Below are 25,652 nucleotides of genomic sequence, written 5' to 3' on the forward strand. Positions count from 1 at the left end.
CGGTTCTTCGCTCGGATCGTTATGCCAGATCGTGGCTTCGCGTTGCTCTGCCCGACGCCGTCCGCGCCGTCGCCGGAACCGACAATCGCCCTCCGAGCGCCAAAACTTGCGACACTTCGATCAAAAACACACGTTTCGGTACGCGAGAGCCGTTTTGCTACTCGTCAGCGCAGCCCGCACCGTCGAGACGACGCTGCTCCTCATCGAACGGTATGCTATCGAGGAACAGCGAAACGAACTGGTTTCTGACGGTCTTGCGATAGGCGAAGTACACCGGAAGGTACAGCGGCGTGTCGAACTCGACGATATCGACGTTTCGTGATGCCTTGAACACGCTGCACATGAAATCGGGGATGACGAAGAAGCCGTTCAGCGAGACAACCGACGAGGAAGAGACCTCAACCTCGTCGACCTCGACTATGCGCCTCGGCCGGAACCCCGCCGATACGACCAGATCGTTCAGCACATCGGTCGTCTCTTTGGTCTTCAGGCACACAAGCGTCGCCTCCGCAGCGTCCGCGGGGGTTATGTAGCCCCGCTCTGCGATCGCACCGCCCTTGGGCACGACGGCGTGAAGCTCGTCTTGTCCGATGCAGCGATAGGCGATCTGCCCCCGGTCGTCGAAGCGGGTCTGTCCCAAAAAGCCGATGTCGAGCGAGCCGTCGATAACGCCCTCTATGATGGCGAGGGGGTTCTCGGTCGCGTATGACAGCGCGATGTTGGGGTAGCGTTGGTTGAACCGCTCCGCAACCGGCGCGATGTAGCTGTCGAACCCCATGGTGAGGATGCCCATGCGCAGCTGCCCGCACAGCACGTTGTTCTCGGACTGGAACAAGCACAGGATGTCGTCGTACTTGCCGACGATTTCCCGAAAGGTATGGTAGGCCTGCTTTCCCCGGGGCGTCATGGTGAGCCCCTTGGGAGAGCGGAGGAACAGCTGCACGTGCAAGGCTTCCTCCATGGCGCGAATGTGCTTGCTCAGTACCGGTTGCGCGATGTGCAGCTTCGAAGCGGCAGCCGAAACGCTGCCCTCGTCGGCAACGGCCAAAAACTCCCTCATGTATTCGATCTGCATAGCGCCCCCGTGTCGTACGCACCGCCATGTACCTCCGCACGCAATCGCCCGGCAAGACCCAAAGCGCGGCAAAAGAGGAATTGCGAGGCATCCCAGAGGATATCCCCGCTTCGGTTCACATTATAATATGCGAGTCAACAGCGCGGTGTTCGATCGTCCAAAACGCTCTGCGCTTCCGAGACACGCCGACGGCACCCGGATCCAGCCAGAACCGACCGAGCGGCCTAAACCAGCGCAGTACGGCTTTCGCCGCCGCTTGCCCGCCCCTTGAATTCGCGCAGCACGTCGTAGAGCTGCTCGGCGTCGAAGGGCTTGGGCACGAACCCGTCCATGCCGGCCTCCTTGGCGCTGTCACGATCCTCCTGGAAGGTGTTGGCGGTGATGGCGATGATGGGGATCGTTTTCGCATCGGCCCTCTCGAGGCCGCGGATCGCCCGCGCAGCGGAAAGGCCGTCCATGACGGGCATTTTCACGTCCATGAGCACGAAGTCGAATCCGCCTATGCCGCTCGCCTCGAACAGATCAACGGCCTCGCGCCCGTCGGCGGCGCGCTCGACCTCGATGCCCTCCATCTCGAGCAGCGCAATGGCTATCTCGGCGTTCAAATCGTTGTCTTCGGCGAGCAGGAGCTTCGATCCCTCGAGCGACACGCTCGCGTAATCGTCTTCCTCCCCCGCACAGGTCGCGCACTCGTCCGAAATGGGCAACTCGATCGAGAAGTAGAACTCCGATCCCTTGCCCACCGCGCTATCCACTTTGAGCGTGCCGCCCATCATCCTCACGAGGTTGCTGCTGATGGCGAGCCCGAGGCCCGTTCCCTGCACGTTCGTGCGGTTCTCGGCGGCCTGCTCGAACGACTCGAATACGCGCTCGACGTCCTCGGGTGCGATGCCGATGCCCGTATCGCGCACGCCGAAGCGGATGCGCGCCGTCTTGCTGTCGCGCGCGACTTCTCTGATGGACAAGGTGACCGTGCCGCCGGGGTCGGTGAATTTGAACGCGTTCGAGAGGAGGTTCGCAAGCACCTGCTGCAGACGGATGTGATCGCCTACCACGCACCCGTCCTCGGCAACGCACTCGGTCACCATGGCAAGGCCCTTCTCCTCGGCCTGGATGCCCACCATGCTCTGCATCTGCTCGGCGAGGGCCCGCACGGCGAACGGCGCGCATTCGAGCTGCATCTTGTTGTTGTCGATCTTCGACATGTCGAGGATGTCGTTGACGAGCGCGAGCAGAAACTGCGCCGAGGTGTTGATCTTCTCGAGGCTCGATTTGATGCCCGGCGTGGCCTCCCCCGACTGCGAGGCGATGGTCGAAAGGCCGATGATCGCGTTCATGGGAGTCCTGATCTCATGCGACATGCGCGAGAGGAAATCCGACTTCGCACGACCCGTTTCCTCGGCCTTCTCAAGCTTGAGCGCAAGGATGCGCGTGCGTATCTTCGAACGCGCGATGAGCAGGATCACCCCCACGATGAGCAGCAGAACGACGAGCGCGGCCGCAAGCGTTGCCACGGGATTGTCGTAGAGCACCGACTGGATGGACACCTGGCGGTTGGTCAGCGAGATGACGTTCTTCGAGAGCACCGTCTCGACCTCTTCGGCAGAAAAGCTGTTGACAGCCTTGTTCACGACGGAATACAGCTCCGAATCGACCGGCTGCGGAAACGCGATCGAGAAGTTCGATTCGATATGGTCGACGGCGACCGGCGTGATGTTGGCGTAGTAGTGATCGGTGTAGAGGCCTTCCGCATACGACGCCGGAAGGCAGGTGAGATCGACTTTGCCCTTGTTGAGGGCTTCGAGGCACAGCTCGTAGGACGGATAGTATTCGACGCGGGCCGCCTTGATCCCCGCGGGCTTATCCCTGCCCTGCGGCAACGCGAGCACGAGGCCGTCCGAAGGGTATTCCGACGACTTGTTGCGCAGCACGACCACATCGAGCGTCGTATAGGTCTTGGTGAGCGCGAGCCCCATGTCGTTTGCGTAGTACTCGTCGTCCATGAAGCCGCCCATGACGTCGGCCTCGCCCGCGAGTACCATATCGAGCGCCGCCTGGTAGTTCTCGGCCTTCACGTATTCGAAGGCGAGGCCCGTGCGCTCGCCGATGAGGTCGAACACGCCCTTGACGATGCCGCGGTACGCCCCGTTGCGTTCGTAGTACACCGGGTACAGATCGCCCACCACGGCAACGCGGATGGTCGGCGCCTGCTCCACGAAGGCGCGGTCCTCTTCGGTGAAGCTGATCGAGTTCACGTGGACATCGGAGAAGTACTTGTCGTAGAGCTCGTCGGCGAAGCTCGGATCGGCGGAATAGATGTTGGTCATCGCCTGGTTCAGCTCGGATGCGATCTCCGGCTCGTCGCCCGCCGCCACGATGTAGCAGGGTTCCGCCTTGAAGCGGGCGGCCACATCGCAATCGTCGCGCATCTCGATATCGCTGCTCAGCATGATATCCGCCTCGCCGTTATCGAGGCAGCGCAGGTAGGATTCCTCGTCGTCGTAGTAGCGGATACCGCATTCGATGCTATTGAACTCCAAGAAGTTCGTAAGGCGGTCGATCTTGTCGGACGCCTTGCCGAGCACGCCGACGGTCTTGCCGTTCAGGGTGTTCAGATCGAAGCTCTTGATGTCGGTGTTGGTCTTCTTGTACAGCAGCACCGAGTAGTTCGAGCCCATGATGTAATCGGGGTAGATGATGTCCTCGGCGAGCTCTTCCCGATAGAACATACCTCCCATCAGGTCGTATTCTCCCGCCAGCATGCCGGGCAGCAGTTCTTCGATATCACCGGTTACGAACTCGTAGTTCCAACCCGTATACTTCGATATCTCGACGAGCCAATCGTAGAAGCTTCCCGTGTGGATGCCGTTCTGGTCGGTCTCGCTGATTCCCCTGGCCTGAGGGAACGCAACTTTGAGCGTGCGGCCCGAATCGGCGTGCATGTCGACGTCGGGAAGATCGGCTCGGGCGGACGAGTCCCGCGTGGTATCGGCGCCGGATGCCGCATCGGAGCTCGACGATCGGGAGCCGTACGCGCTCGCATCGGATATCGCAGCCTCCCCCGCGGCAAACGCCGAACAGGGAAGCGCGGCAACGGCAAGGATCGCCGCCAAAGCAACGGCCGCAAGCCTTCTCATCGATGAATACCATCCTTCCAANATCGTCGACCGGGCCGATCTGCGGCTCCTCGAGCCGCCAGTACTTTCCGGAGCGCACCATACGCGGCACGCCGCCCGGCGGCGTGAACAGGCGCACGCACGAGCAGAGCGGCGCGATGTACTCCTCGCTCATATGCTGGGCGCACGCGGCACCCAGCTCGTCGAAATACGAACGGGAGAGCACCCGCTGGACCGCGCGGATCCGATCGGGATCGAGCCCGAGGGCGGCAAACGCCGACGGATCGGCCTCGTCGACCTCCTCGAGGCCGACGATGTAGCCTATAGCTTGGCGGTTGCCGAAGGGCACAAGCACCGCGCAGCCCACCTCGGCGTCGACAAGCTCGTCGGGCACTGCATAGGTATAGGCCGAATCGAGTGACTGCGTCGGAATGTCGAGTATGATCTGCGCGAGCCTCACGAGACCCCGCAAGCATCCTTAAGCTCGGCTGCGCGATCGGTCCGCTCCCACGTGAACTCGGGAATCTCGCGGCCGAAATGCCCGTATGCGGCGGTCTTGCGATAGATCGGCCTGCGCAGGTCGAGCGCGTCGACGATGGCGCCGGGCCGCAGGTCGAACACCTTGCCGACGGCCTCGACGATCGCATCCTCGGAAACGTGGTTCGTGCCGAACGTCTCGACCATGACCGAGACGGGCTTCGCCATGCCGATGGCGTAGGCGATCTGGATCTCGCATCGGTCGGCAAGACCGGCGGCCACGACGTTTTTAGCCACCCACCGGGCGGCATAGGCGGCAGAGCGGTCGACTTTCGTGCAATCCTTGCCCGAAAACGCGCCGCCGCCGTGGCGGCCCATGCCGCCGTAGGTGTCGACGATTATCTTGCGTCCGGTGAGACCCGCATCGCCCATGGGGCCGCCGATAACGAAACGACCGGTGGGGTTCACGTGTATCTCCACATCCTCGGCAAGCGTTACGCCCTCGCGCTCGCAAACCGGCATGATGACGTTGTCGATAAGCTCTCGGCGCAAAGCCTCGTGCTCGACGTCTTCGGCATGCTGGGTCGACACGACGATCTTCTCCACCTGGGTGGGCCTGTTGTCGATGTAGCGCACGCTCACCTGCGTTTTCCCATCGGGGCGCAGATACGGCATCACGCCCTCTTTGCGCACGCGGGCAAGTTCCTCGGCGAGGCGGTGGGCCAGATAGATCGGCAGCGGCATGAGCGTCTTGGTCTCGTTGCAGGCGTAGCCGAACACCATGCCCTGATCGCCCGCGCCCACCTTGTCGTACTCGTCGCCCGCAACGCCCCTCTGCGCCTCCCACGACGTATCGACTCCGAGCGCGATGTCGGGCGACTGCTCGTGGATGGCGTTCATGATTCCGCAGGTCTCGCTGTCGAAGCCGAACTTCGCACGATTGTAGCCGATGTCGGCGATGACGCCGCGCACGATCGAGGGGATGTCGATGTAGGCCTGGGTGCGGATCTCTCCGGTCACCATGACGAGCCCTGTCGTCGCAAGCGTTTCGCACGCGCAGCGCACACCCGCCGGATCGGCGGGCATGCCGCCCGGAGCCACGTAACCCGCATCGGCAAGCTCGATCTCCTTCTCGAGGATCGCGTCGAGGATCGCGTCCGATATCTGATCGCATACCTTGTCGGGATGACCCTCGGTTACGGATTCGGATGTGAACAAATACGATGATTGCTGGTTTGCCATGAATTCCTCTCCTATCGGTGTCGGCAGGACCACCTTGGCTCATGCGCCAGGTTGGTGCCGGGATCTTCGAGCCAACTCTCTTCCCCGGCTCTTGATAAAACGGGTACGTACGAAGTGCTCGCGGACTCGGCCGCAAGCCAATCGATGGTAACCCAAAAGCACAGGGGACGCAAGGCTCGGGAAAGCCCGCGAAAGCCAAGCGGACGCAATAAACATTCGAGCAACCGAACTGTGATTGTCGTGCGCGAAACCCCATGGGGCGCGATCGGGCATGGTACACTTTTCGGAAAAGAAACCACCCGCATACGAAGGATCTGCCCATGTCCACCAATGCAGACTACACCAGCGAATACTTCGATATCCTCGACGGACTCGAGGGCGATGTGGAAAGCCGTCGCGCCGCATACTCCTACATGGAGTCGTCCACGGCCATCGTGCACCACGAAGTCGTCGCCTGCTCGTTTGTGCCGAGGCTCTTCAACGCGAGAACCTACGACGTGTTCAAGCAGACGGCCGAAACCGCGCACCGCATCCTCGTCAAAGTCATGCAGCGCTACCTCGACGACCCCGAATACCGCACGATCTTCTCATTCGACCCGCGTCTCGAAGAGCTCATCTTGCTCCCGCGCGGCTACGATGCACTGCTCCCGTTCGCCCGCGTCGACGTGTTCCTCGACGAGGACGATTACCGTATCGGCTTTTGCGAGTTCAACGCCGACGGCTCGTCGGGCATGAACGAGAATCGCGAGATCACGAACTCCCTGCTCGGCTCGGAGAGCTTCAAGCGCTTTTCGCAGAACCATGCCGTCAAACCCTGCGAGCTGTTCGAATCGTGGGTAGACGAATTCCTCGCCATATACGCAACCTACGAGCACCGCGTCGACAACCCGCATGTAGCCATCTGCGACTACCTTGAAAACGCCGTCATCGACGAGTTCAAAGTGTTTGCAGGCCTCTTCGAGGCGCGCGGCGTCGAATGCAGCATCTACGATGTGCGCGAACTCTCTTTCGACGGGAGTGCCCTCGTGGGCTCGGATGGAAAACGCGTCGACGCCATCTGGCGGCGCAGCGTCACCAACGACGTCATCGAGCATTGGGACGAATCCCAAGGCCTCATCGAAGCCGTTCGCGCCGAAAAGGTTGCCCTCATCGGCAGCTTCGCCGGCCACATCGTACACGACAAGCAGATATTCGAGGCGCTGTTCCATCCCAAAACCGTCGAGATGCTCGACGCCGACGAGATCGACTTCATCGAGCAGACGATTCCGACAACGTCGTTTCTCGACGACGAACATGCCAATCTCGACCAAATTCGCGCCAATAAAAACGAGTGGATCATCAAGCCCACCGACCACTACGGCGCCGACGACGTATATGCGGGCGCCTACGTCGACGAGGAAGAATGGAACCGCCTCATCGACCGGTTCGCCAACGGCGCCGCAGGAGAGCCCTTCCTCGTGCAGCGCTACATCACACCGTACAAGACCGCGACGCTGCCGCCCGACACGCACATCGCCGAAATGACCGACGAGCAGGTGCGCGAGCGAACGAGTAGCGCGCCGTACAACAACCTCTCGGGTCTCTATCTGTACAACGGCACGTTCCAGGGCGTGTTCTCGCGCCTGGGGCCGCGCCCCACCATCTCGAAGGACATGGCGGGCATTACGGCGGCGACCATCTGGGTCGATGCCGAAAAAACCGCCGAAAACGACCCGTCTGACACGGAAGGCCGGTAAGCTCGGATGGCATCATCGAAATCGCCGCGTCGAGGCGGAGCCCTTGCCGCCGTCCTATCCGTCGTCGCCGCCGTCACACTCGCCGTCACGCTCGTCGCCGTAGGGCTCGCCGCCTGCTGCGCACGCCCCACGACCGCGATGCTCTCGCAGGCAACGAGCGCAAGCGACGTCTCGCCGTACTCGAAGGGCACGCTCATCGATCTGGCGGTCGCCACACGCGATTACACGGTCGACGGCATCCCGCGCGAAGACGTGCTCAAGCAGATCATGGCCGCTGCCGAGCTCGAAGCGCCCGATGTGCTCGCCGACTCCGACGACCCCTCGATAGCGCTCGCAGGCGCTTCCGAGCGCTATACCCTGCCCGCAGACGCGCTCTCGCATCTCGACGACGTGTACGCCGTCATCTCGACGGCGGTACCCGTTCTCGTCGGATGTGCCATTGTAGCGCTCGCCAGCTTGACCGCACTCGGGTTCGTCGGCGGAAGACGGCGCGCGGGACTCACGCTCGTCGCCGCGCCAATCGTCGTCGTGGTCGCATTCGCCCTGCTTGCCGCATGGGTGATCGTCGACTTCAACGGGTTCTTCGCCGCGTTCCACTCGCTCTTCTTCGCGAACGGCACCTGGACGTTTTCAGCCGATTCTCTTCTCATCTGCATGTATCCGCCCGATTTCTGGATCGGCATGGGAGCGGTTTGGCTCGCCGCCACGCTCGTTGCAAGCGCGGTGGCGATAGCCGTCGGCATGGCGGTCAAAGGCAGGCGAAGCGCGAAGGCCTAACCGCGCGGCAGCACCGCAGAAACGCCCCCGTCGTCCTCGCGAGAAGGGGAATCCTCTTCGAGCATCTCGAACAGCTCTTCGCGGCTGTGGACGCCGAGCTTGCGATAGATGTGGCTGATGTGGGCTTTGAGCGTACCGTGGGCGACGTAGAGGTTCTTCTCGATCTGCGAGGGCGATTCCCGCCTTGCCAACAGCTGAAGCACCTCCTCTTCGCGAGGCGTCAGATTGTGTTCTTTCGAGACGTCCGAAACTCGCATGGCAAGACGGCTCGACGACATGGCGCCGTCGACACAGCCGCCCCCGTGCAGACTCACGCCCCACTTGGCCGAAAGGCCCCGCTCCGTGAAGAACACCACCACGAACACCACGATCATCACAAGCGCGATGCCCGTGTATATCCCCGAGACCACCGACGAGGATGCAAGCAGGGGCAGCGTGGCCGACAGCGCCCACCCGGCTATCTCGACGAGATAGCGTATCCCCCGCTCTATCCCGTTGATCCAAACGGCGCTGATGCCGAACCGGTAGGTGATGTTGCTCAGCACGAGCATCATGAACATCGAAAGCATGGTGTAGCCCGCATCGTAGCAGGCGGCCATCACCACGGAGTTCGCGCCTACCGAAGGCGCCACGAACAGAAACGCGATGATGGACAAGGGAAACGCAAGCTGGTAGATCGTATCGAAGTTGAACCACTTCGACTCCGAAAGCACGCCGATCACGACAAGTGCCGTAACCAGAAGAACCCCGAGCGTATTGCCCGGACCGAGCGTCTGCATGGGAAGCGTGCCGAAGCCGCAGGCGAACGTGCAGGCCGACATGAGCAGAACGGGTTTCCAGGGAAACGCAGCGCCTCCTTCGGCCTTGTCGTATTTGTGCGGCAAATCCCTTTCGGGCAGCCTTTTCATGCTCGAGCGGACCTGCGCGAGCGAGACGAGCGGCAGCACGATGGCGAAAAAGGCGAGGTACGGCGCCGACAGCCCCATGAACACCCATTTGATTGCACACCCCACCATGATGGCGAGCGCATGGTAGAGCGCCACGCGCATCGGATTGAGCGAGCCGTAGAACTCCGCCCACATGAGGATGAGCGAGCCGAGCCCGCCTCCCGCGAGCGCCAAGCCAGCGAGTTTGACCGCACCGGTCTGGAGCGCGAAGCAATCGAGCACGATGAGAGCCGAGCCTCCCACAAGCGACACGGCCGTCGCGATCGAGGCGGTACGGTTCGACCAGAGAGGCACCACGCGCCGCGAGGAAAACGCCAAGGCGAAGGACACCACGGCGATGGCTCCTTCGAACACGGCGTAATCCGCGAAGCCGATCGTGGGAAACGCCTCGTATCTGAAAAACGTCGCGAGCCATGCCCGGTAGATGCCCACGCCGAGAAAGGCGAACGGGATCGATCCGACGATCTTGAGCATAGTGCGCCACTGAGACAGCAGCCCGCCTTCGCGCTCGCGCGAGTCGTCGTGCGGCGCGTCTCCCCTTCCCGAGCCGACGCCCTCGCCCGAAAACCCCGCCCCGCTTTCTCCCGACCGATTCTGCTCCGAAGCAATCACCCTGCGCATCCGTCCTCCCATGCCTCGCACGAGCCTCAATCATAGCGAAACGCTTCTTGTTATCAAGGGGTTACAAGGGGGTTATGCATTTAACCCCCAGGGCCAATGGACGACTGCCGACGCCGAGCATAAGGTTGCGATCGGCGGCAAGGGAAGCATCGAAGGCGATGAGGCCGCCCGCTTCACCAGCCCGCGCCGATCCAGGCAGATGCGGCGCAGGCACCCAGACAAAGGAGGAATCACATGAAAGCACTATCACGACGTTCTTTTCTCACCGGCTCGGCACTGGCAGCAGCTTGCGGCGGGCTCGCTCTCGCGGGCTGCTCCCCTTCTTCGGAAGGGTCGGCGGCATCCTCGTCCGCCGCTAACGGAGCCTACGTCGGCAGCGGCATGGGAAAGCACGGGAACTTCGACATCGAAGTCGTTATGAAGGACGGCGCGATCGACCGCATCACCGTACTCTCGTCCAACGAGACGCTCGGCATCGGCGACGTCGCCATGGAAACGCTCTCGAACCTCATCGTGGAGAACCAAACGCTCGACGTGGATGCCGTTTCGGGTGCTTCGCTCACGAGCATGGCGTTCATGCAGGCGGTCAGCGATGCCATCGACGCGTCGGGAGCCAAGGCGAGCGACTTCAAGAAGAACGGCCATGCAACGCCCGCAGTGCCCGACGACCTGCCGACGGAAGCCGACGTGATCGTCGTCGGATCGGGCGGAGCGGGGTTCGCTGCCGCCATCACCGCCGCACGCCTCGATAAGAAAGTCATCTTCCTGGAGAAGCTCGGCGTGCGCGGAGGCTCGACCGCCCTTTCCGGCGGCGAGATGGCCGCCCCGAACCACTGGATCCAGGAACGCGAGGGCATCGAGGACTCACCCGAGCTTCTCGCCGAAGACATGCTCAAAGGCGGCGACTACATCGGCGACCCCGATCTCGTAAACGTGATAGCCCACGGCGTGCTCGACGCAACGCAGTGGCTCACCTACGAGGGCGGCGTCTCCTGGGAGAACAACCTTCTGTTCTTCGGCGGGCATTCCGTGCGGCGCAGCATCATCCCCAAGGGGCACATCGGAAACGCCATGACGACGGCCCTGACCGAGCGCTGCAAGAAGCTCGACAACATCACGCTCGTCGACTACATGAAGGCAACCGAGCTCGTCAAGGGTTCGGACGGCGCGGTCGCTGGCGTCAAGGCGGAAAGCACCGTCACGGGCGAGCCGTACGAGTTCAAAGCGAAGGCGGTCGTGCTCACCACGGGCGGATTCGGATCGAATGTCGAGAAGCGCACGCAGTACAACGCCGACATGGGCAAGGAAATCGGCTCGACCGACTGCGTCGGCGCGATGGGCGAAGGTCTCGATATGGCGTCGGCGATCGGAGCCGAGCTCATCGACATGGAATACATCCAGACCTACCCCGTGTGCGATGTCGAAACGGGCGCGCTCATCTACATCGACGACCTGCGCCTCGAGGGCCGCACGATCATGTTCAACAAAGAGGGAGACCGCTTCGTCGAGGAGCTCGACCGCCGCGACGTCATCTCGAAGGCCATCGTGGCCCAAACGGGCGGCGTCGCCTACGAGCTGTTCACGCAGGACGCCGCCGACGAGACGGGCGTCGTCCAGACCCATATCCACGAGTACGAGAACCTGACGGCACGCAACCTGATCGCCACCGCCGACACCATCGAGGAAGCGTGCGAGCCGTTCGGGATCGACGCCGAAGAGCTCAAGAAGACCATCGAGCGTTGGAACGGGTTCTGCAAAGAAGGCAAGGACGAGGACTTCAACTTCCGTGCCGACCTCGTGCCGATCGAGGAGGGCCCCTACTATATATTCACGTGCAAGCCGGCGGTCCATTACACCATGGGCGGCCTGCACATCAACGTCGACGCCGAAGTGCTCGACGAGGCGGGCGAGCCGATCCCCGGGCTCTACGCTGCGGGCGAGGTCGCAGGCCACAAGATGGGCACGAACCGCCTCGGCTCCACCTCGATGGCCGACATCTACACGTTCGGCCGCATCGCCGGCGAAAACGCCGCCAACTTCGCATCGTAGCAGCGACACTTAGCCGTCCCGCCCCGGAAGCGCCGGATTCCTCCAAGTCCGGCGCTTCCGGGCGCGTCTCCCCTATCGCCGCCGCATTTCCAGTGGCGATTCTGGGACCGGGGGCGATTTCGGCAGCGAACCTCCGGGGCCGGGAGCTTCCGGCAGCGTACCTTCCGGCAACGTACCTCCCAGGGCGCACCTTCCAGGGCGCACCTTCAACCGAGATCGCGTTTCCGAGCATAAGCGGCTCCGTTTTACGGGTTTTTCTTCGTTGTGCTGCGTTTGGGAAGCAAAACCTCCGACCCGATTCTGCTTCCATGCGTCACGCATAACGTTTTCCCTGATGGTGAAAAAGAAGACGGTGATTGGAAGAGCTATTCAGGGCGGCCAATGCAACATAAAGAAGAAAAACCCGTAACGGGAGCCCTCGAGACTTCACCAACGGTCGACGGGAAGACCCAACTGCCGTCTGAGCCTCAGCTTCCTTGCGTGATAATCCGAAACGTAAACCTCCGATCGCTTTCCGAGGTGCCTGCGGATCGTCTGCGCTATCGCCTCCGTTGCAGCAAAGCTGTCCAGTTCGTCGTTGGTGATGCAGACCACCGTCCAACCCATGGCCATCAGCGCATTCGTTCTTCTCGAGTCCGAAATCCTGCGGGCCTCCCCCTCATGGCATTCCTTGCTCTGGTATTCCACATCGAGCTTGCACTCGGGCCAACACAGGTCGCAGCGAAAACTCGACTTGCCCGATATCGCCCGCGCCGCTGCGTTCGCGCGCACTTCGTAGTTCATACGGGGGATGCCCAGGCCATAACCTCCGTACATCATGGGAAGGCCCAGAACAAGGGCCTGCTTCGTTTCACGCGGCGAAGCCGAGCCATCGGCAAGATAGCGGATCGCGCGCCCTGCTTTCTTCGCTCCCTTTACGGATGGGTTCATGGACACGTAGGTGTGCAGCGCGCGAAGCGACACGAGGGGCTCCACCTGATAGCGCGTCGCGACCCCCGTTCGCTGGCTCTCGTATGTCCCGCATAGTTCGTATCCAAGCTCGAGAAAGGAAATCATGCCGTCTCCCCACAGAGCCTCGTGCACAAAGGCAAGGGCTGGGGTGCTGATGTAGGCACCGCTGCCGAAACGGTAAAACGACGTGCCCGCAAGGCGCGATGAGCACACGTGCTGACTGCATGCGATCGACGACCCGCATCTCGATGAGCTGCCGACCAAAACATGCGCGGGCCTTTCTATGGAAAGGCCCGGATAGGCCGATTCCGCGTACCTGATCGTATCTTCTATCTGACGTTTACGCGGCGGCCGATCGGGCAGAGCGCGTGCCGCGCCGATCGCCGGAGCAAGGTCACGAGGATTCGCCATCCTCATTATCTGCAGAGCCGTTCTGCCCCCAAAATAAACCCGCTGATCCGTTGTCGTGCACGAAGGTGAAGCGGGCGTCGCCGCATGAGAATCCGAAACAGGCATAGAGCCTCCTCCCGCCCTTGGGCTTGAGAGGATCTTGCAAGCGTGGTACAGAAAACGAGGGCATCGCTTCCACAACGGGCCGCCTCGCATGGCGAAGGGCGCTTGCACTGGCTCTGCGTACGGGAGATTCTAGCACCTCGCATGAACCAAGTCGCAGGAAAAACGTCGAAATGCTGCATTTTTGCACACTCGGCAGTAGGATTCGCGCCCCGCAGCAGGAACCACAATGATGCGTTGACGACTGCAAAGCCACGATCAGGCGGTTTCGATGCGCACGAAAGCCAACCATTCCGCCAGCGATCGCCAAGCGCAACACATCGAAGAAAAACCTGCGGATCGAAATCCTCGGCGACGAAACCCGAGGTGGCCGAAATCAAAACCCGGATAAGCAAAGGGGCAGAGACGAGCGGACGCCAGGGCACGCCCTGACGCATGCCCTGGCGCATACTGCCAAGCGCATCCCGCCACGCCCGCTCGCTTCCCGCCGCTTAACGCGTGCCGAAAAAGCGAAGACGAGCGGGCGCTGTGGTTCGGAGGGCGTTCTTGCAGTAAAATAGGCGAAACCAAGATGAGAACCGACTCACCTGCAGAGCCCTGAAGACAGAACCCAGAAGAAAAGGAAACGACCCCCGATGACCGAATCCCCTTCGAACCGACCCGTACGCGTTCGCTTCGCGCCCTCCCCGACCGGCATGCTGCACATCGGCGGTGCGCGGACCGCAATCTACAACTGGGCGTTTGCACGTGCGACGGGAGGCACGTTCGTCCTGCGCATCGAAGACACCGACCCCGAACGCTCCACCGAGGAGAACACCCAGATCATCCTTCGCGCCATGAAGTGGCTCGGACTCGACTGGGACGAAGGCCCCGAAACGGGCGGCGCCCTGGGCCCCTACTTCCAGATGCAGCGCACCGACACCTACGCCGAGGCCCTGGAGCGGCTCAAGGCGAACGGCAGCGCCTACCCGTGCTTCTGCACCAAAGAAGAGCTCGACGCCAAGCGCGAGGCCGCCGAGAAGACCGAGGGCGGCTACGCGGGCTACGACCGCACCTGCCGCAACCTCGACCCAGCCGAGGCCGCGCGCCGCATCGAGGCGGGAGAGCCTCACGTGTGGCGTCTGAGGGTTCCCGACGATCGCGGCACCATCGAGTTCACCGACGCGGTGTACGGACCCATGAGCTTTCCCGCCGACGTCATGGACGACATGATCCTCGTGCGCACCGACGGCACTCCCACCTACAACTTCGCCGTCGTATGCGACGATGCCAACATGCAGATCAGCCACGTCATCCGCGGCGACGACCACCTGTCCAACACCCCGCGCCAGATCCTCATCTACGAGGCGCTCGGCTTTGAGACCCCGGTGTTCGCGCACCTCTCCATGATCCTTGGGCCCGACGGCAAGAAGCTCTCGAAGCGCCACGGGGCGACCTCGGTCGAAGAGTACTGCGAGCGCGGCTACCTGCCCGATGCGCTCGTGAACTTCCTCGCGCTTTTGGGCTGGTCGCTCGACGGCGAAACCACCATCATCCCCCGCGAGGTGCTCACCCGCGAGTTCTCGCTCGACCGCGTTACCAAGAAGGACGCGGTGTTCGACGAGACCAAGCTCGATTGGATGAACGGCGTGTACATCCGCGAGATGAGCCCCAACGAGTGGTTCAAGGCGTCGCTGCCGTGGCTGTTCAGGGCCGGTGCCACGCTTGAAGACATCGAGGCCCGCCCCGAGTGGTATCTCGCGCTCTACCCGCTCGTGGCCGAACGCCTCGTGCGGCTCGACGAAACGCAGGAGAAGCTCGCCTACATGTTCTGGGGCGCCGACGTGCAGCTCGACGAGAAAAGCGTCTCCAAGGTGCTTGCCAAAGAAGGCGCCCGCGCCGAGGAAGCGCTGCGCGGCTGCCGGGCCGTCCTTGCCGACGAGAGCATCCCCTGGGAATGCGAGCCTTTGCAGGAGGCGTGCCGCGCGCTCACCGAAACCCTCGACATGAAGGCGAAGCTCGTCTTCCAGCCCTTGCGCGTAGCCGTGTGCGGCAACATGGTATCGCCGCCGCTGTTCGAAAGCATCGAGCTTCTGGATCGCGAAGACGTGCTCGCCCGCATCGACAAGACGATCGCGGAGGTGTTCGGTGGCTAGCGAACGCGACGAAACCCTCGAAGCCGCAGCGGGGGCAGACGCATCCGGCGCGATGTCCGACGAAACGTTCGATGCGGCCATGGCCGAAGAGCTCGAACGCGAGGAGACAGGCGAAGAACCGCGCAAAGCGCCGAGCAAAGTGATCGTCGTACGCGACTACTGCGTCCGCCACAAGGGCGCGGCATGCAACCGTTGCGAGATAGCGTGCCCCAAAGGGGCCATCGGGTTTTCCGAGGAGGAGCTGCCCACGATCGACGAGTCGCTCTGCACGCGCTGCGGCATCTGCTTCGGCATCTGCGATGCGCTCTCCTCGACGCGCATCACGATGATCGACCTGCACGCCCGCATCCGCCGGATCGCCCTGCGCGGCGAGGACGTGTATCTCACCTGCAAGGAGAACATCTTCCCGGGCCTCGAACCCGCCGCCAATGTGGTTGTGCTGCCGTGTCTGGCGTGCCTCTCCCCCGAAATCTGGACGCTCGTTCTTGCCGAGAACATCAAGGTCAAGGTCGCCTGCGACTTAAGCTACTGCGCCGATTGCGAGCGGGCAGGTGAAATGGCCGAGATGCTCTACACCCACGCCATCGAATCGGCGGAGGCGTGGACGGGCGAGAAGGTCCTGTTCTCCAAGGAGATCCCCGAAAAGGAACAGCTCCTGAAAAACCTCGCAAACCCGACAGGCGTCGACCGCCGCGCCGCATTCACCAATCTGGTGGGCGACGTGGGCGACATAGCCTCGGGCAAGCGCCGCCTGCGCAACTCCGAGGTGCTCCAGCAGTTCTACGAACGCCGCGAGCGGGCGCGAGCCATCGCACGGCTCAATCTTGCCGAAGACGACGTGTTCAACGACTTCGTCCCCATGGGCCTCACGAAGAAGACCATGACGCCCAAACGGCAGCTGCTGCTCGAAGCGATCGACCGCAAGCCCGCGATCGCACCGCGCGTTCCCGTGTACCTCTCGGAAACCGATTGCGAGCGGTGCACCAATGCGCTCGAATGCACGAAGGCATGTCCGACCGGAGCGCGATTCCCCGATCCCGAAACGGGGATCCTCGCCATGGACGCACGCTATTGCATCGGCTGCGGTATCTGCGTCGAAGCATGCCCCGAAGGCGCCATCGACATGATCGAGGCCACGGCCGAAGTGCTTATCGTTGCCGCCGAGCACACGGATGCGAGCGCCCAAGACGCCGCGGAAGAATAGCCCGGCCGCCACGACGGACGGCAAACCGTCTCTTGCAGAGAAAAAGCGAACGCGGCCCCGATCGTTTCGGGGCCGCGTCGATGATTGCGGAGCTTCATGAGCGAACAGGTCGAGATGCGACGGCCGAAAGGAGCGCGCCGCCTTAGATCGATTCTCCCTGGCTGCCGTCAACGAGCGCCTTCTTGCCCACCAGCGCGCGCAGCGCTGCGGAAACGCGCTTCTCCTTCGCCGTGCTTCGGTACGCTTCCATCGCCGGAGCGACGAAGCCGCTGTAGAGCATCTTCACCAGAGGCCCGACGATAAAGAAGTTGAACAGGAATGCGGCGATCCATGTAGCCGGGTACAGCGAAGCGTAATGATCCCAGGTGATGCTCGACAAACCGCCCGTCACCGTCAGTCCGAACAGCCCCATAATCGAACCCATGAACAGCACGTTCACAAGCGTTACGGCAACCGATCGCACGGTTCCTTCGAGGCGTTTCGCCACCACGTTGTCGATAAGGGGCCCGATGATCGGGTTTGCAACGAACAAGCGCACGGCGAGCGCAAGAATGAAAATGACGGGGTATTCGTACAGGGAGAGCGCGAAGTGCAAGGGCGAATGGTCGTCGGTGTGAAGGTTCCAATTGAACGTGACCATAACGGTGACCATGAAGAAAACCATCATGATCTGAAAAACCGTCTTGCCCGTCTTATCGTGCGGGGCGCCCGCTTTCCCGGTGATGCAATCCATGTAGCGTATCTGCTGCGTTTGGTTCATAGGTTGCGTTGATCCTCTCTTTCCCTACGGTTTATCAGCGGGCAAACGCGCCTCGGAATCGCGCGCACCACCGTCGCCCGCACAAGGTGCGAGCGTACGCAATCGTCCGGTTCCCGGATCGATGCACGGTTGTCCTGACTTAAGGCTTTCAAAACCGCACGACCGTGCGGACAGATGAACTCGGGCGGCGCGCCCGAGCGAAAAACGCCCAAGAGTAAAACCCACTGGCGATCGGCACTGTACCTGATCGCATTACCAGTATATCTTATGCGAGAATACATCCGATCCCGCAAGAGGGCATCTTGATAGAATCATCTCATTTGACCGTGCGGGCAGCCGCATGCAAGCACCTTCCGATCGGTTGCGCAGCATGCCGGACAGGGTTCCGTCAGACGGGGAAAAGCGTATACTTACCGCAATGCAGCATCGGTAAAAGGGACGGAAAGGACCGGGTTTCCATGGGGCACTTCAAGCGATCGCAAGCATCTATCGCCGCATGCGTCCTACCCCTTTATAACGACATCCTTGGCTATCAGCCGTTCAATGAGCAGGAGGAAGCGGACAAGCGGGTCATCCTCGCGCAGCTTGCCTCGGATCCCGATTGCTTCGACCGTTCATCGCTTGCCCATATGGCTTGCTCGATATGGACGATCGATCACCGCAAGACCCGAACGCTCATGGTCCATCACAACATCTACGATTCCTGGTCGTGGATCGGCGGACACGCCGACGGCGAACACGACCTTGCGGCGGTCGCCTTGCGCGAACTCGAAGAGGAAACGGGTGTAGCGAATGCGCGACTCGCCGATTGCGGCATCTACTCGCTTGAAGTCCTCACCGTCGACGGACATGTCAAGCGCGGAGAATACGTGAGCTCCCACCTGCATTTGAACGTCACGTACCTGGCAATCGCGTCGCCCGACGAACCGCTGCGCATCAAGCCGGACGAGAACAGCGGCGTGAAATGGGTCGAGCTGGACAACGCGATCGGCCTTTCGACCGAACCGTGGATAGCCGAGCGCATCTATCGCAAGCTCATCGACAAGCTCGCAACCGTCAACCTCGGGTAAGCCCCGAACCCCAAAGCCCGGCGATCCTCCGTGCGCCAACATGCCTGCGTACGCGCGCGGGCATATTGGCGCACGTACGCAGGCGGACCGATGCCCCCTACGCGAAATCCCGCTCGCAGCATGTCGACGAGCTTGCCCGCCGTCCGACTTAAGATCTCCTTAATGCCTGTGTCGACGATGCGCTTTATGAGCAGCCTTGTTCGCCGGTCGGAAGTCCAGCAATGTGCTGTGATATCATGCTTGGCAGTCAAAAAAGCACTCGATCCGCCCATGCAGAACACGCAAGGAGATACGATGAGCGACCAGAACCTCGACGGCAACAACGCCGAGCCCGAAAGCACCGGCATTCCCGCCGATCCGACCAACCCGAATGCAGAACCCGCCCAAGCACCGATCCCCGAGCCTATCGCTGCCCAGGATTGCGATACTGCGGACGGGGCGCAGCAGACGCCTCCGGCCGCACCGCCTTCCCCGTACGGCACGCCGCCGATGCCGCCCGAGCCCCAGGCGGCAAACGATACGTTCCAAGGACAGGCTACGCCCCAGCAACCCGTAGCCGCACAAGAGCAAACGGCTCCGGTCGGACAGGCCATGCCCCAGGGCTATACGCAGCACATACCGCAGCCTCCGACCCAGCAGTACGGAGTCCCGGCGCAAAACCCGTACGGCTACCAGCAACAACCGTACGGGCAGCAGAACGCCCAGCAGCCGTACGGCCAATCCCCCAGCCAACCGCCCTACGGCCAACCCTACGGCCAGCCGTACCAACCGCCGCAGCAGCCCCCTTACGGGGGGTCAGCCGGCTACCAACCGCCGCAACCCCCGCAGCCCCCATACCAGCCCTATGGCGTTTCGGGGCAGGAACCGCCGAAGCGGAAGGTCTGGCCGTGGGTGCTCGTCGGCTGCATCCTCATCGGCCTGCTCGGACTCGGCGGATGCGTGGGCTGCGTAGCCTGCACGGCCTATATGGCCGACTCGGGCAGATCGAACAGCTACAGCTACAACTACCCCTACGATGACATCTATGATTACAATTACAACTACGGCGACGAATACGGATACGACCCCGACGATTATTCCTCGCTGTTCACGTACAGCTACTCCGAGATCATGGAAAACAAGGACCTCTACGACAACACGATAGAGAACGGCATGATCTCGAACGGCATCTACGAGGTGGGTGTCGATATCGAGCCCGGGCGCTACTTCATCGAAGGCGATCCGACCGCAGAGGGGCGCTACGGCCTGTACGAGCCCAACGACGATGCGGTCGACAGCTACGAAATGAACGAATCGATCGTGTACTTCGGCAACTACTACGCCGACCTCGAGAAGGGCGACATCATCGTCTTCTCTCCCGCAGCCGACCAGCACATGATGGCCGTCGCCGATGCGACGTTCGCGCCGACCGCCCCGTACTCGAGCGGCCTGTACCTGGTGGGCACCGACATCCCCGCCGGCACGTACACCGTAACCTACGAGCAGGACGCGGCGCTCAACGCCTCGGCGGAAGCGGCCGCCTACATCATGAAAGACCTCGAGTGGGACGACGACAGCATCACCGACGAATACTACGCCGCCAAAGGCGGAAGCCACACCATAACCGTGGAAGATGGACAGTGGGTCGAAGCGTACGCCGTGACGCTCACCCCCGTCGAAGCTTCCTCGTAAGGATCGGTGAGCGAGTCGATGTCCGAACAAGCACCCATGGTACCCGACGGCGCGTCGCTCGAAGAGGTGCGCGCGTTCTTCGCCGACGATCGGTTCGCCACGCAGGCATGCAAGGCCGAGATCGTCGAAGCGCGCAAGGGCTACGCCGTCTGCGCCTGCCCGATCGAAACGGTCCACCGCAACGCCATGGGCAACGTCATGGGCGGCGCGATCTTCACCCTCGCCGATTTCGCACTGGCTATCGCCTCGAACGTCGGCGAAGCGCCCACCGTCTCGGTCAGCAATTCCATCGAGTTCATCTCGGCGGCGAAAGGCTCTCGGCTTATCGCCACCTGCACAGCCGACAGATCGGGTCGCTCGCTCGGCTTCTACACCGTAACCGTCGAGGACGACCTCGGAAGATGCGTCGCCAAGATGACCGCCACCTGCTATCGATAACGCCCCGATCGCGTCGCCATAATGCGCCAGACGCACACCGCGTTCGCATCCAACGCCCGCCGTTCCTTGGCGGGCGTTTTCGTTTTCACCCGAATCACCCGAATCGCACGCTGCATAATCTTTCGTATTTCGTCTTGATTATTCTATAGTTCTATAATAATATAAATATAGAATATTAGGGGTGGGCGAAAGGGATGTTCGCTTCGCACTCGATATTCGGTTGCGCCTCGACCCATCCCGTAGATCGAGGCGGCGTATGAAAAGACGATGAGAACCTTCCGCTCAGTGAAAGGGGGATACTATGTCGAGATACGGCATGGTAATCGACATGACGCGGTGTTCCGGATGCCAAACCTGCGTCATAACCTGTCAAATGAACAACAACCAAAGGCCGGGCGTAGCCTGGAGCAAGGTCGACACGATCGAAACGGGCACCTGGCCCGAAGGCGATCGCTTCGCCCTTCCCCACGCCTGCATGCACTGCGAAAACGCACCCTGCGTGCACGTATGTCCAACGGGCGCGAGCGCGCAGCGCGAAGACGGCATTGTAACCGTCGACTACGACACCTGTCTGGCCTGCGGCGCATGCCTGATGGTCTGCCCGTACGATGCGCGCACCATCAGCTTCCGCAGCGATTGGTACTTCGGTGCCGAAGAGCCCGCGCCCTACGAGTCCTACGGAACGCCCCATGCCGACACAGCCGAGAAATGCATCTTCTGCGCCGAACGCGTCGACGAGGGCCTCATGCCCCACTGCGTCGGCGCCTGCCCTAACGCGGCGCGCATCTTCGGCGACCTCGACGATCCGCAAAGCGAGATCAACGCCTATATCGAGGAGAACGGCGCCGAGGCGCCTCGCGGCACATCCGTGTATTATGTTAAGGGCGACCGCGACATCAGCCTTCGCGAGGTGCTCATGACCAACGTCTCGAACGTGCCTTCCATCATGCTCGAGGAACCGTCCGCACAGCCGCAGGGCGAACAGCAGGGCGTCAACATCGCCGTGGTGGGCGCTGCGGGCGTCGCAGTGGCCGCAGCGGCAGCCGGCATCGGCTTTGCCGCAGGCAACAGCCATGGAAAGAAGAAGGCACCGATGAGCGCTTCCGGAAAGGACGGCGAATAACATGGCAACGAAAGTCAACTCCACGCTCGGTACGCTATCGCGCCGCTCCTTCATCGGCGCAACCGCCCTAGGGGCAGCCGCCGTCATGGCGGGCGGACTCGAAGCCGTATCGCCCGAGAAGGCCCTTGCGTCCGAGGGCGACGGCGACGAGACCTACGTGTACACCTCCTGCCCGATGTGCAACCAATCGGTGTTCTGCGGGCTGAAGGGCACCGTACAAGACGGCAAGCTCGTACGCGTCGAGGGCAACGAGCAGCATTCCAAGCCCAAGCCGTGCCTCAAAGGCCTCACGAGCCTACAGTATCTGTACGATCCGAACCGCCTGCTCTATCCCCTCAAAAGGACCAATCCCGCAAAGGGCATCGGAGAGGATCCCCAATGGGAGCGCATCGGCTGGGACGAAGCGCTCGAGACCATCGCGGCGGAATTCAACAAGGCCAAAGAAACCTACGGGGCGCCGTCGGTAACCTTCCATTCGGGCGATCCCAAGGAGCACCTGCCCCTATTCCAGCGCGTCGCGGCGCTCTTCGGCACGCCCAACGTATCGTGGGGCGGCGCGCAATGCGCTTTCGCCTTGGCCATGTCGGGCATCCTCTGCTACGGCGCGACGGTAACCACGATGCCGAGCCCCGAAACCAAAGTGCACCTGCAATGGGGTTCCAACATCGCCTGGTCGCTCTACCCGCAGCCGACCGCCTACAAGGGCATGCTCGATGCGAAGAAGGCAGGCTGCAAGTACATCGTCATCGACACCCGCATGACCCCGACCGCCGTACAGCTCGCCGACCTCTACCTGCAGCCCCGACCCGGCTCGGACGGGGCGCTCGCGCTCGCCATGGCGAACGTGATCATCGAGGAGGATCTCTACGACCACGAGTTCGTCGAGAACTGGACCGAAGGCTTCGACGAATACAAAGAATACGTCGCGGAGTTCACCCCCGAGAAGGCCGAGGAGATCACCTGGGTTTCCGCCGATCAGATCCGGGAAGCCGCCCGCATGTGGGCAGAAGCCGGGCAGGGTACCATGTGGGTGAGTCCCCATTCGACCACGCATCATTCCAACGGCGTGCAGAGCACCCGCGCAATCACGCTGCTCCTCGCGCTCATGGGGTATTGGGATCGCGAAGGCTGCCGCAAGCTCACTCCGGGCGTAACCGGCACGGCCGATGCCGAATTCCGTCTCACCGACCTCTCCGGCCCGCTGCTCGATCAGCGCGCAGGCGTCGACCGCTGGCCGGTCTGGTCGGCCATGTCGACGTACTACCAGAACAACGGGCTTCTGGAATACATCAACGACGGCATCATCCACGCCGGCGTGTTTCTGGGAACCAACCTCATGAACTTCCCTCAAACGCAGCTCGTCCAAGAAGCCGTCTCGACGCTCGACTTCGCCGTTGCCGTCGACATGCACCTCAACCCCTGGACGCACGACTACATGGATATGGTGCTTCCCGCCGCCGTCTGCTGGGAGAGAGTCGCCCCCTTCCAGTCGCAGCCCAACGGCATCATAGGGAGCCAAGCCGCCATGCAACCCGCAGGCGAAGCGCGCGAGGATTGGCAGTTCCTGCTCGATCTGGGCTGCGCGCTCGGGTTTGAGGAGGAATGCTTCCACGGCGACCTCAAAGCGGCCATGCAGGCCTACCTCGACGCCGGCGGGTCGGGTGCGACGGTCGACGATATCCAAAATGCGCTGCCCGGCGTCTACGAGCTGCCGATGGCGGGCGAATGGTCGCCGAAGCAGTACGAGAAAAACGGTTTTTCCACCCCGTCGGGCAAGGCGGAGTTCAAGTCGGGCCTGCTCGAACAGCTCGGCTTCGAGGGCCTGCCCGTCTACGAAGAACCGCACATCAGCCCGGTTTCCACACCCGAACTGCTGGAGCAGTATCCTCTGATCCTCACCACCGGAAACCGCGTGCCGTGGTACGTGCACAGTAAGTACCGCCATACGCCGTGGCTCAGCCAATTCATGCCCGAACCCATCGTCAACATGAGCCACGAGGATGCCGAAGCGCGGGGCCTCGAGGAGGGCGATACGGTGCGAATCTACAACCAGTTCGGAGAAGTCCGGTTCAAGGTTGCCATCACCAACATGATGCATCCCGGTAACGTCGAGATCCTCCACGGATGGGAACAGGCGAATTCTTGCCTGCTCATCGACCGCGTATTCGATCCGATCTCAGGGTTTCCGACGTTCAAGGATGCGCTCTGCGAAATAGAGAAGGTTTAACCCGCACACGACCGAGCCCCGAGCGGCGCCCTGCGCGACTCGGGGCTTCGCGCCAACACCGCATCGCCCGAAAGTCCGAGGAAGGACCATCATGCACACGAACCCAATCGAAGCCCTTGAAGACCGCGGGGCTACCTACGGTCTGCTTGCACGGCTTTTCAACCGGGAGGTCGACGAGGATCTTCTCGAGGCGTTGGGCAATCTGCCCCTCGGCGACGAAACAAGCTCCGACGCCATCGACGAAGGGTCGCGCCTCATGCGCGCGTACCTTGCCGAAGAACGACCGGACACGATCCGCGAGCTCGCGGTCGATTTCGCACGGCTTTTCATCGTGAGAACGGCGCGCACGGCTAACGCGCCCTACCCCTTTGAATCCGTGCACACCGCACCCGATCGGACGACCATGGGCGATGCACGGGACCGCGCGCTCGCAGCCTATCGCGAAGAGGGGCTCGACAAGAGCCCCTCGTGGACCCTTCCGGAAGACCACGTATCGCTCGAGCTCGAATTCGAGCAGACGCTCTGCCTTCGGGCGGCCGAAGCACTGCGGCGCGAAGATGAAACCGAAGCCGCTCGACTTCTGGCGAAACAGCGGGCGTTTCTTGCAAACCACCTGAACAACTGGGTTCCCGCCTTCGCGGAAACGATGGAAGCCTACGCGCGAACCGAGTTCTACCGGGGGCTTGCGCTGTTTCTAACGGGATTCCTCGAAGAGGACGGTTCCTACCTCGACGCGCTGCTCGGCTAGAATGGGCCCGCAGCCGCCGAAGGCACGACGCCTGTTGTGTTAAGATTGCGGCAGCGATTGCGGGAGGAGGCTGTCATGACGAGATACGGGATGGCCATCGATATGGATCACTGCATAGGATGTCAAACGTGCGTCGTATCGTGCCAACTCAACAACGCCCTGCGGCCGGGAACATCCCGCAACAGCGTCGACATGCTCGAATGGGGTCGATGGCCCGAAGGCGATCTCGCATTCTTCGCCCACGCGTGCATCCACTGCGAAAGCCCGCTCTGCGTCGACGTCTGCCCGACGGGCGCGAGTAAAAAACGAGACGACGGCATCGTCGTGGTCGATCACGAGCTGTGCATCGGCTGCGGCGTCTGCATAACCGCCTGCGAATACGGTGCCCGCTCGATTAACGTGCGCGATGGGTTTCACTACGGCGAGAACAGCCCCGCACCCTACGAGGCCAAAGGCATGCAGCCGATCAACGTGGCGGACAAATGCACCTTCTGCTTCGAGCGCATCGACAACGGCCTTCAGCCGGCCTGCGTGAGCGATTGCATCGCCGGCGTCCGCGCATTCGGGGATCTCGACGATCCCGCAAGCCCCGTCAGCGCCTTCATCGCAGAACGCGGATGCACGCCCGTACCCGGCTCATCGCTGTACTACGGGTTCGGAACGCGCAATCTGGATGCCAAGGCGCTCATCACGGAGAACTACTACCGGTCCGCCAAAGCCGACCGAGAGCGCCAGGAAACCGAAGCTCCCCCGTTCAACCCCGCCGCGGCGG

General features: G+C 62.1%; 18 protein-coding genes and 1 pseudogene. 12 read left to right on the top strand and 7 right to left on the bottom strand.

Features of this window, described 5'->3' with window-relative positions; all coding sequences use genetic code 11:
* Positions 1-157: 157 nt before the first annotated feature.
* The 4 genes and pseudogenes from C1722_RS05555 to metK form a co-directional block, all read right to left on the bottom strand.
* Positions 158-1,075, bottom strand: a complete 918-nt coding sequence (locus tag C1722_RS05555; protein ID WP_102378361.1) for a LysR family transcriptional regulator — start codon at positions 1,073-1,075, stop codon at positions 158-160.
* A gap of 224 nt (positions 1,076-1,299) precedes the next feature.
* Entirely contained in the window at positions 1,300-4,212 is a 2,913-nt protein-coding gene (locus C1722_RS05560) for an ATP-binding protein (protein ID WP_102378362.1), read from the bottom strand.
* Between the two features lie 160 nt (positions 4,213-4,372).
* Positions 4,373-4,651 (bottom strand): annotated as a pseudogene (locus C1722_RS17320) (primosomal protein N' family DNA-binding protein); the annotation flags it as partial.
* Positions 4,648-5,910, bottom strand: coding sequence for a methionine adenosyltransferase (gene metK / locus C1722_RS05570; RefSeq protein ID WP_102378364.1), 1,263 nt, complete (start codon positions 5,908-5,910; stop codon positions 4,648-4,650). The pseudogene C1722_RS17320 and the gene metK, both read right to left, overlap by 4 nt.
* Before the next feature lie 320 nt (positions 5,911-6,230).
* Here metK and C1722_RS05575 point away from each other — a divergent pair, with 320 nt between their 5' ends.
* Complete coding sequence (locus tag C1722_RS05575) at positions 6,231-7,646, top strand: ATP-grasp domain-containing protein (protein ID WP_102378365.1); 1,416 nt, start codon at positions 6,231-6,233, stop codon at positions 7,644-7,646.
* A gap of 6 nt (positions 7,647-7,652) precedes the next feature.
* Positions 7,653-8,423, top strand: coding sequence for a lipoprotein intramolecular transacylase Lit (locus C1722_RS05580; RefSeq protein ID WP_102378366.1), 771 nt, complete (start codon positions 7,653-7,655; stop codon positions 8,421-8,423).
* Here C1722_RS05580 and C1722_RS05585 read toward each other — a convergent pair.
* Positions 8,420-9,991 (bottom strand): response regulator transcription factor, encoded by a 1,572-nt coding sequence (locus tag C1722_RS05585; protein WP_102378367.1) that lies wholly within the window; start codon positions 9,989-9,991, stop codon positions 8,420-8,422. The genes C1722_RS05580 and C1722_RS05585 overlap by 4 nt on opposite strands.
* 234 nt (positions 9,992-10,225) lie before the next feature.
* Here C1722_RS05585 and C1722_RS05595 point away from each other — a divergent pair, with 234 nt between their 5' ends.
* On the top strand, positions 10,226-12,040 hold the full coding sequence (locus tag C1722_RS05595) for a flavocytochrome c (protein ID WP_102378369.1): 1,815 nt from the start codon (positions 10,226-10,228) through the stop codon (positions 12,038-12,040).
* A 426-nt stretch (positions 12,041-12,466) separates the two neighbouring features.
* Here C1722_RS05595 and C1722_RS05600 read toward each other — a convergent pair whose 3' ends face one another.
* On the bottom strand, positions 12,467-13,204 hold the full coding sequence (locus tag C1722_RS05600; protein WP_244902454.1) for a hypothetical protein: 738 nt from the start codon (positions 13,202-13,204) through the stop codon (positions 12,467-12,469).
* A 935-nt stretch (positions 13,205-14,139) separates the two neighbouring features.
* Between C1722_RS05600 and gltX the strand changes: the two genes are divergently transcribed.
* Entirely contained in the window at positions 14,140-15,639 is a 1,500-nt protein-coding gene (gltX, locus tag C1722_RS05605) for a glutamate--tRNA ligase (protein ID WP_102378371.1), read from the top strand.
* Positions 15,632-16,843 carry a 4Fe-4S dicluster domain-containing protein gene (locus C1722_RS05610; protein WP_244902455.1) on the top strand — a complete coding sequence of 404 codons (1,212 nt, stop codon included), beginning with the start codon at positions 15,632-15,634 and terminating at the stop codon, positions 16,841-16,843. Before gltX ends, C1722_RS05610 begins: the two co-directional genes overlap by 8 nt.
* A 142-nt stretch (positions 16,844-16,985) precedes the next feature.
* Here C1722_RS05610 and C1722_RS05615 read toward each other — a convergent pair whose 3' ends face one another.
* Positions 16,986-17,603, bottom strand: a complete 618-nt coding sequence (locus C1722_RS05615) for a hypothetical protein (protein WP_102378372.1) — start codon at positions 17,601-17,603, stop codon at positions 16,986-16,988.
* Positions 17,604-18,061: 458 nt separating this feature from the next.
* On the opposite strand from C1722_RS05615, the gene C1722_RS05620 reads away from it, so the two are divergent.
* The 7 genes from C1722_RS05620 to C1722_RS05650 form a co-directional block, all read left to right on the top strand.
* Complete coding sequence (locus C1722_RS05620) at positions 18,062-18,673, top strand: NUDIX hydrolase (protein WP_102378373.1); 612 nt, start codon at positions 18,062-18,064, stop codon at positions 18,671-18,673.
* Between the two features lie 294 nt (positions 18,674-18,967).
* Entirely contained in the window at positions 18,968-20,344 is a 1,377-nt protein-coding gene (locus C1722_RS05625; RefSeq protein WP_146040610.1) for a hypothetical protein, read from the top strand.
* A gap of 18 nt (positions 20,345-20,362) precedes the next feature.
* The gene (locus C1722_RS05630; protein WP_244412363.1) at positions 20,363-20,782 is read left to right on the top strand and encodes a PaaI family thioesterase; all 420 of its coding nucleotides are present in this window, start codon (positions 20,363-20,365) and stop codon (positions 20,780-20,782) included.
* Between the two features lie 301 nt (positions 20,783-21,083).
* Positions 21,084-21,905: a 4Fe-4S dicluster domain-containing protein gene (locus C1722_RS05635; protein WP_102378376.1), complete on the top strand. Its 822-nt coding sequence runs from the start codon at positions 21,084-21,086 to the stop codon at positions 21,903-21,905.
* 1 nt (position 21,906) lies between these two features.
* On the top strand, positions 21,907-24,132 hold the full coding sequence (locus C1722_RS05640; protein ID WP_102378377.1) for a molybdopterin-containing oxidoreductase family protein: 2,226 nt from the start codon (positions 21,907-21,909) through the stop codon (positions 24,130-24,132).
* 91 nt (positions 24,133-24,223) lie between these two features.
* Complete coding sequence (locus tag C1722_RS05645; RefSeq protein ID WP_102378378.1) at positions 24,224-24,880, top strand: TorD/DmsD family molecular chaperone; 657 nt, start codon at positions 24,224-24,226, stop codon at positions 24,878-24,880.
* Positions 24,881-24,955: 75 nt separating this feature from the next.
* Positions 24,956-25,652, top strand: a 697-nt coding sequence (locus tag C1722_RS05650; RefSeq protein WP_102378379.1) for a 4Fe-4S dicluster domain-containing protein, incomplete at its 3' end; no start/stop codon positions are given.

Source organism: Raoultibacter timonensis, from assembly GCF_900240215.1.
In the GTDB taxonomy this organism is placed as follows: Bacteria; Actinomycetota; Coriobacteriia; order Coriobacteriales; family Eggerthellaceae; genus Raoultibacter; species Raoultibacter timonensis.

Excerpts from the sequence above, each read along its gene's own strand:
- C1722_RS05620 (WP_102378373.1), top strand. The coding sequence starts at position 18,062 with ATGGGGCACTTCAAGCGATCGCAAGCATCTATCGCCGCATGCGTCCTA.
- C1722_RS05625 (WP_146040610.1), top strand. The coding sequence starts at position 18,968 with ATGAGCGACCAGAACCTCGACGGCAACAACGCCGAGCCCGAAAGCACC.
- gltX (WP_102378371.1), top strand. The coding sequence starts at position 14,140 with ATGACCGAATCCCCTTCGAACCGACCCGTACGCGTTCGCTTCGCGCCC.
- C1722_RS05635 (WP_102378376.1), top strand. The coding sequence starts at position 21,084 with ATGTCGAGATACGGCATGGTAATCGACATGACGCGGTGTTCCGGATGC.
- C1722_RS05580 (WP_102378366.1), top strand. The coding sequence starts at position 7,653 with ATGGCATCATCGAAATCGCCGCGTCGAGGCGGAGCCCTTGCCGCCGTC.
- C1722_RS05630 (WP_244412363.1), top strand. The coding sequence starts at position 20,363 with ATGTCCGAACAAGCACCCATGGTACCCGACGGCGCGTCGCTCGAAGAG.
- C1722_RS05560 (WP_102378362.1), bottom strand. The coding sequence starts at position 4,212 with ATGAGAAGGCTTGCGGCCGTTGCTTTGGCGGCGATCCTTGCCGTTGCC.
- C1722_RS05645 (WP_102378378.1), top strand. The coding sequence starts at position 24,224 with ATGCACACGAACCCAATCGAAGCCCTTGAAGACCGCGGGGCTACCTAC.
- metK (WP_102378364.1), bottom strand. The coding sequence starts at position 5,910 with ATGGCAAACCAGCAATCATCGTATTTGTTCACATCCGAATCCGTAACC.
- C1722_RS05555 (WP_102378361.1), bottom strand. The coding sequence starts at position 1,075 with ATGCAGATCGAATACATGAGGGAGTTTTTGGCCGTTGCCGACGAGGGC.
- C1722_RS05575 (WP_102378365.1), top strand. The coding sequence starts at position 6,231 with ATGTCCACCAATGCAGACTACACCAGCGAATACTTCGATATCCTCGAC.
- C1722_RS05595 (WP_102378369.1), top strand. The coding sequence starts at position 10,226 with ATGAAAGCACTATCACGACGTTCTTTTCTCACCGGCTCGGCACTGGCA.
- C1722_RS05640 (WP_102378377.1), top strand. The coding sequence starts at position 21,907 with ATGGCAACGAAAGTCAACTCCACGCTCGGTACGCTATCGCGCCGCTCC.
- C1722_RS05585 (WP_102378367.1), bottom strand. The coding sequence starts at position 9,991 with ATGCGCAGGGTGATTGCTTCGGAGCAGAATCGGTCGGGAGAAAGCGGG.
- C1722_RS05615 (WP_102378372.1), bottom strand. The coding sequence starts at position 17,603 with ATGAACCAAACGCAGCAGATACGCTACATGGATTGCATCACCGGGAAA.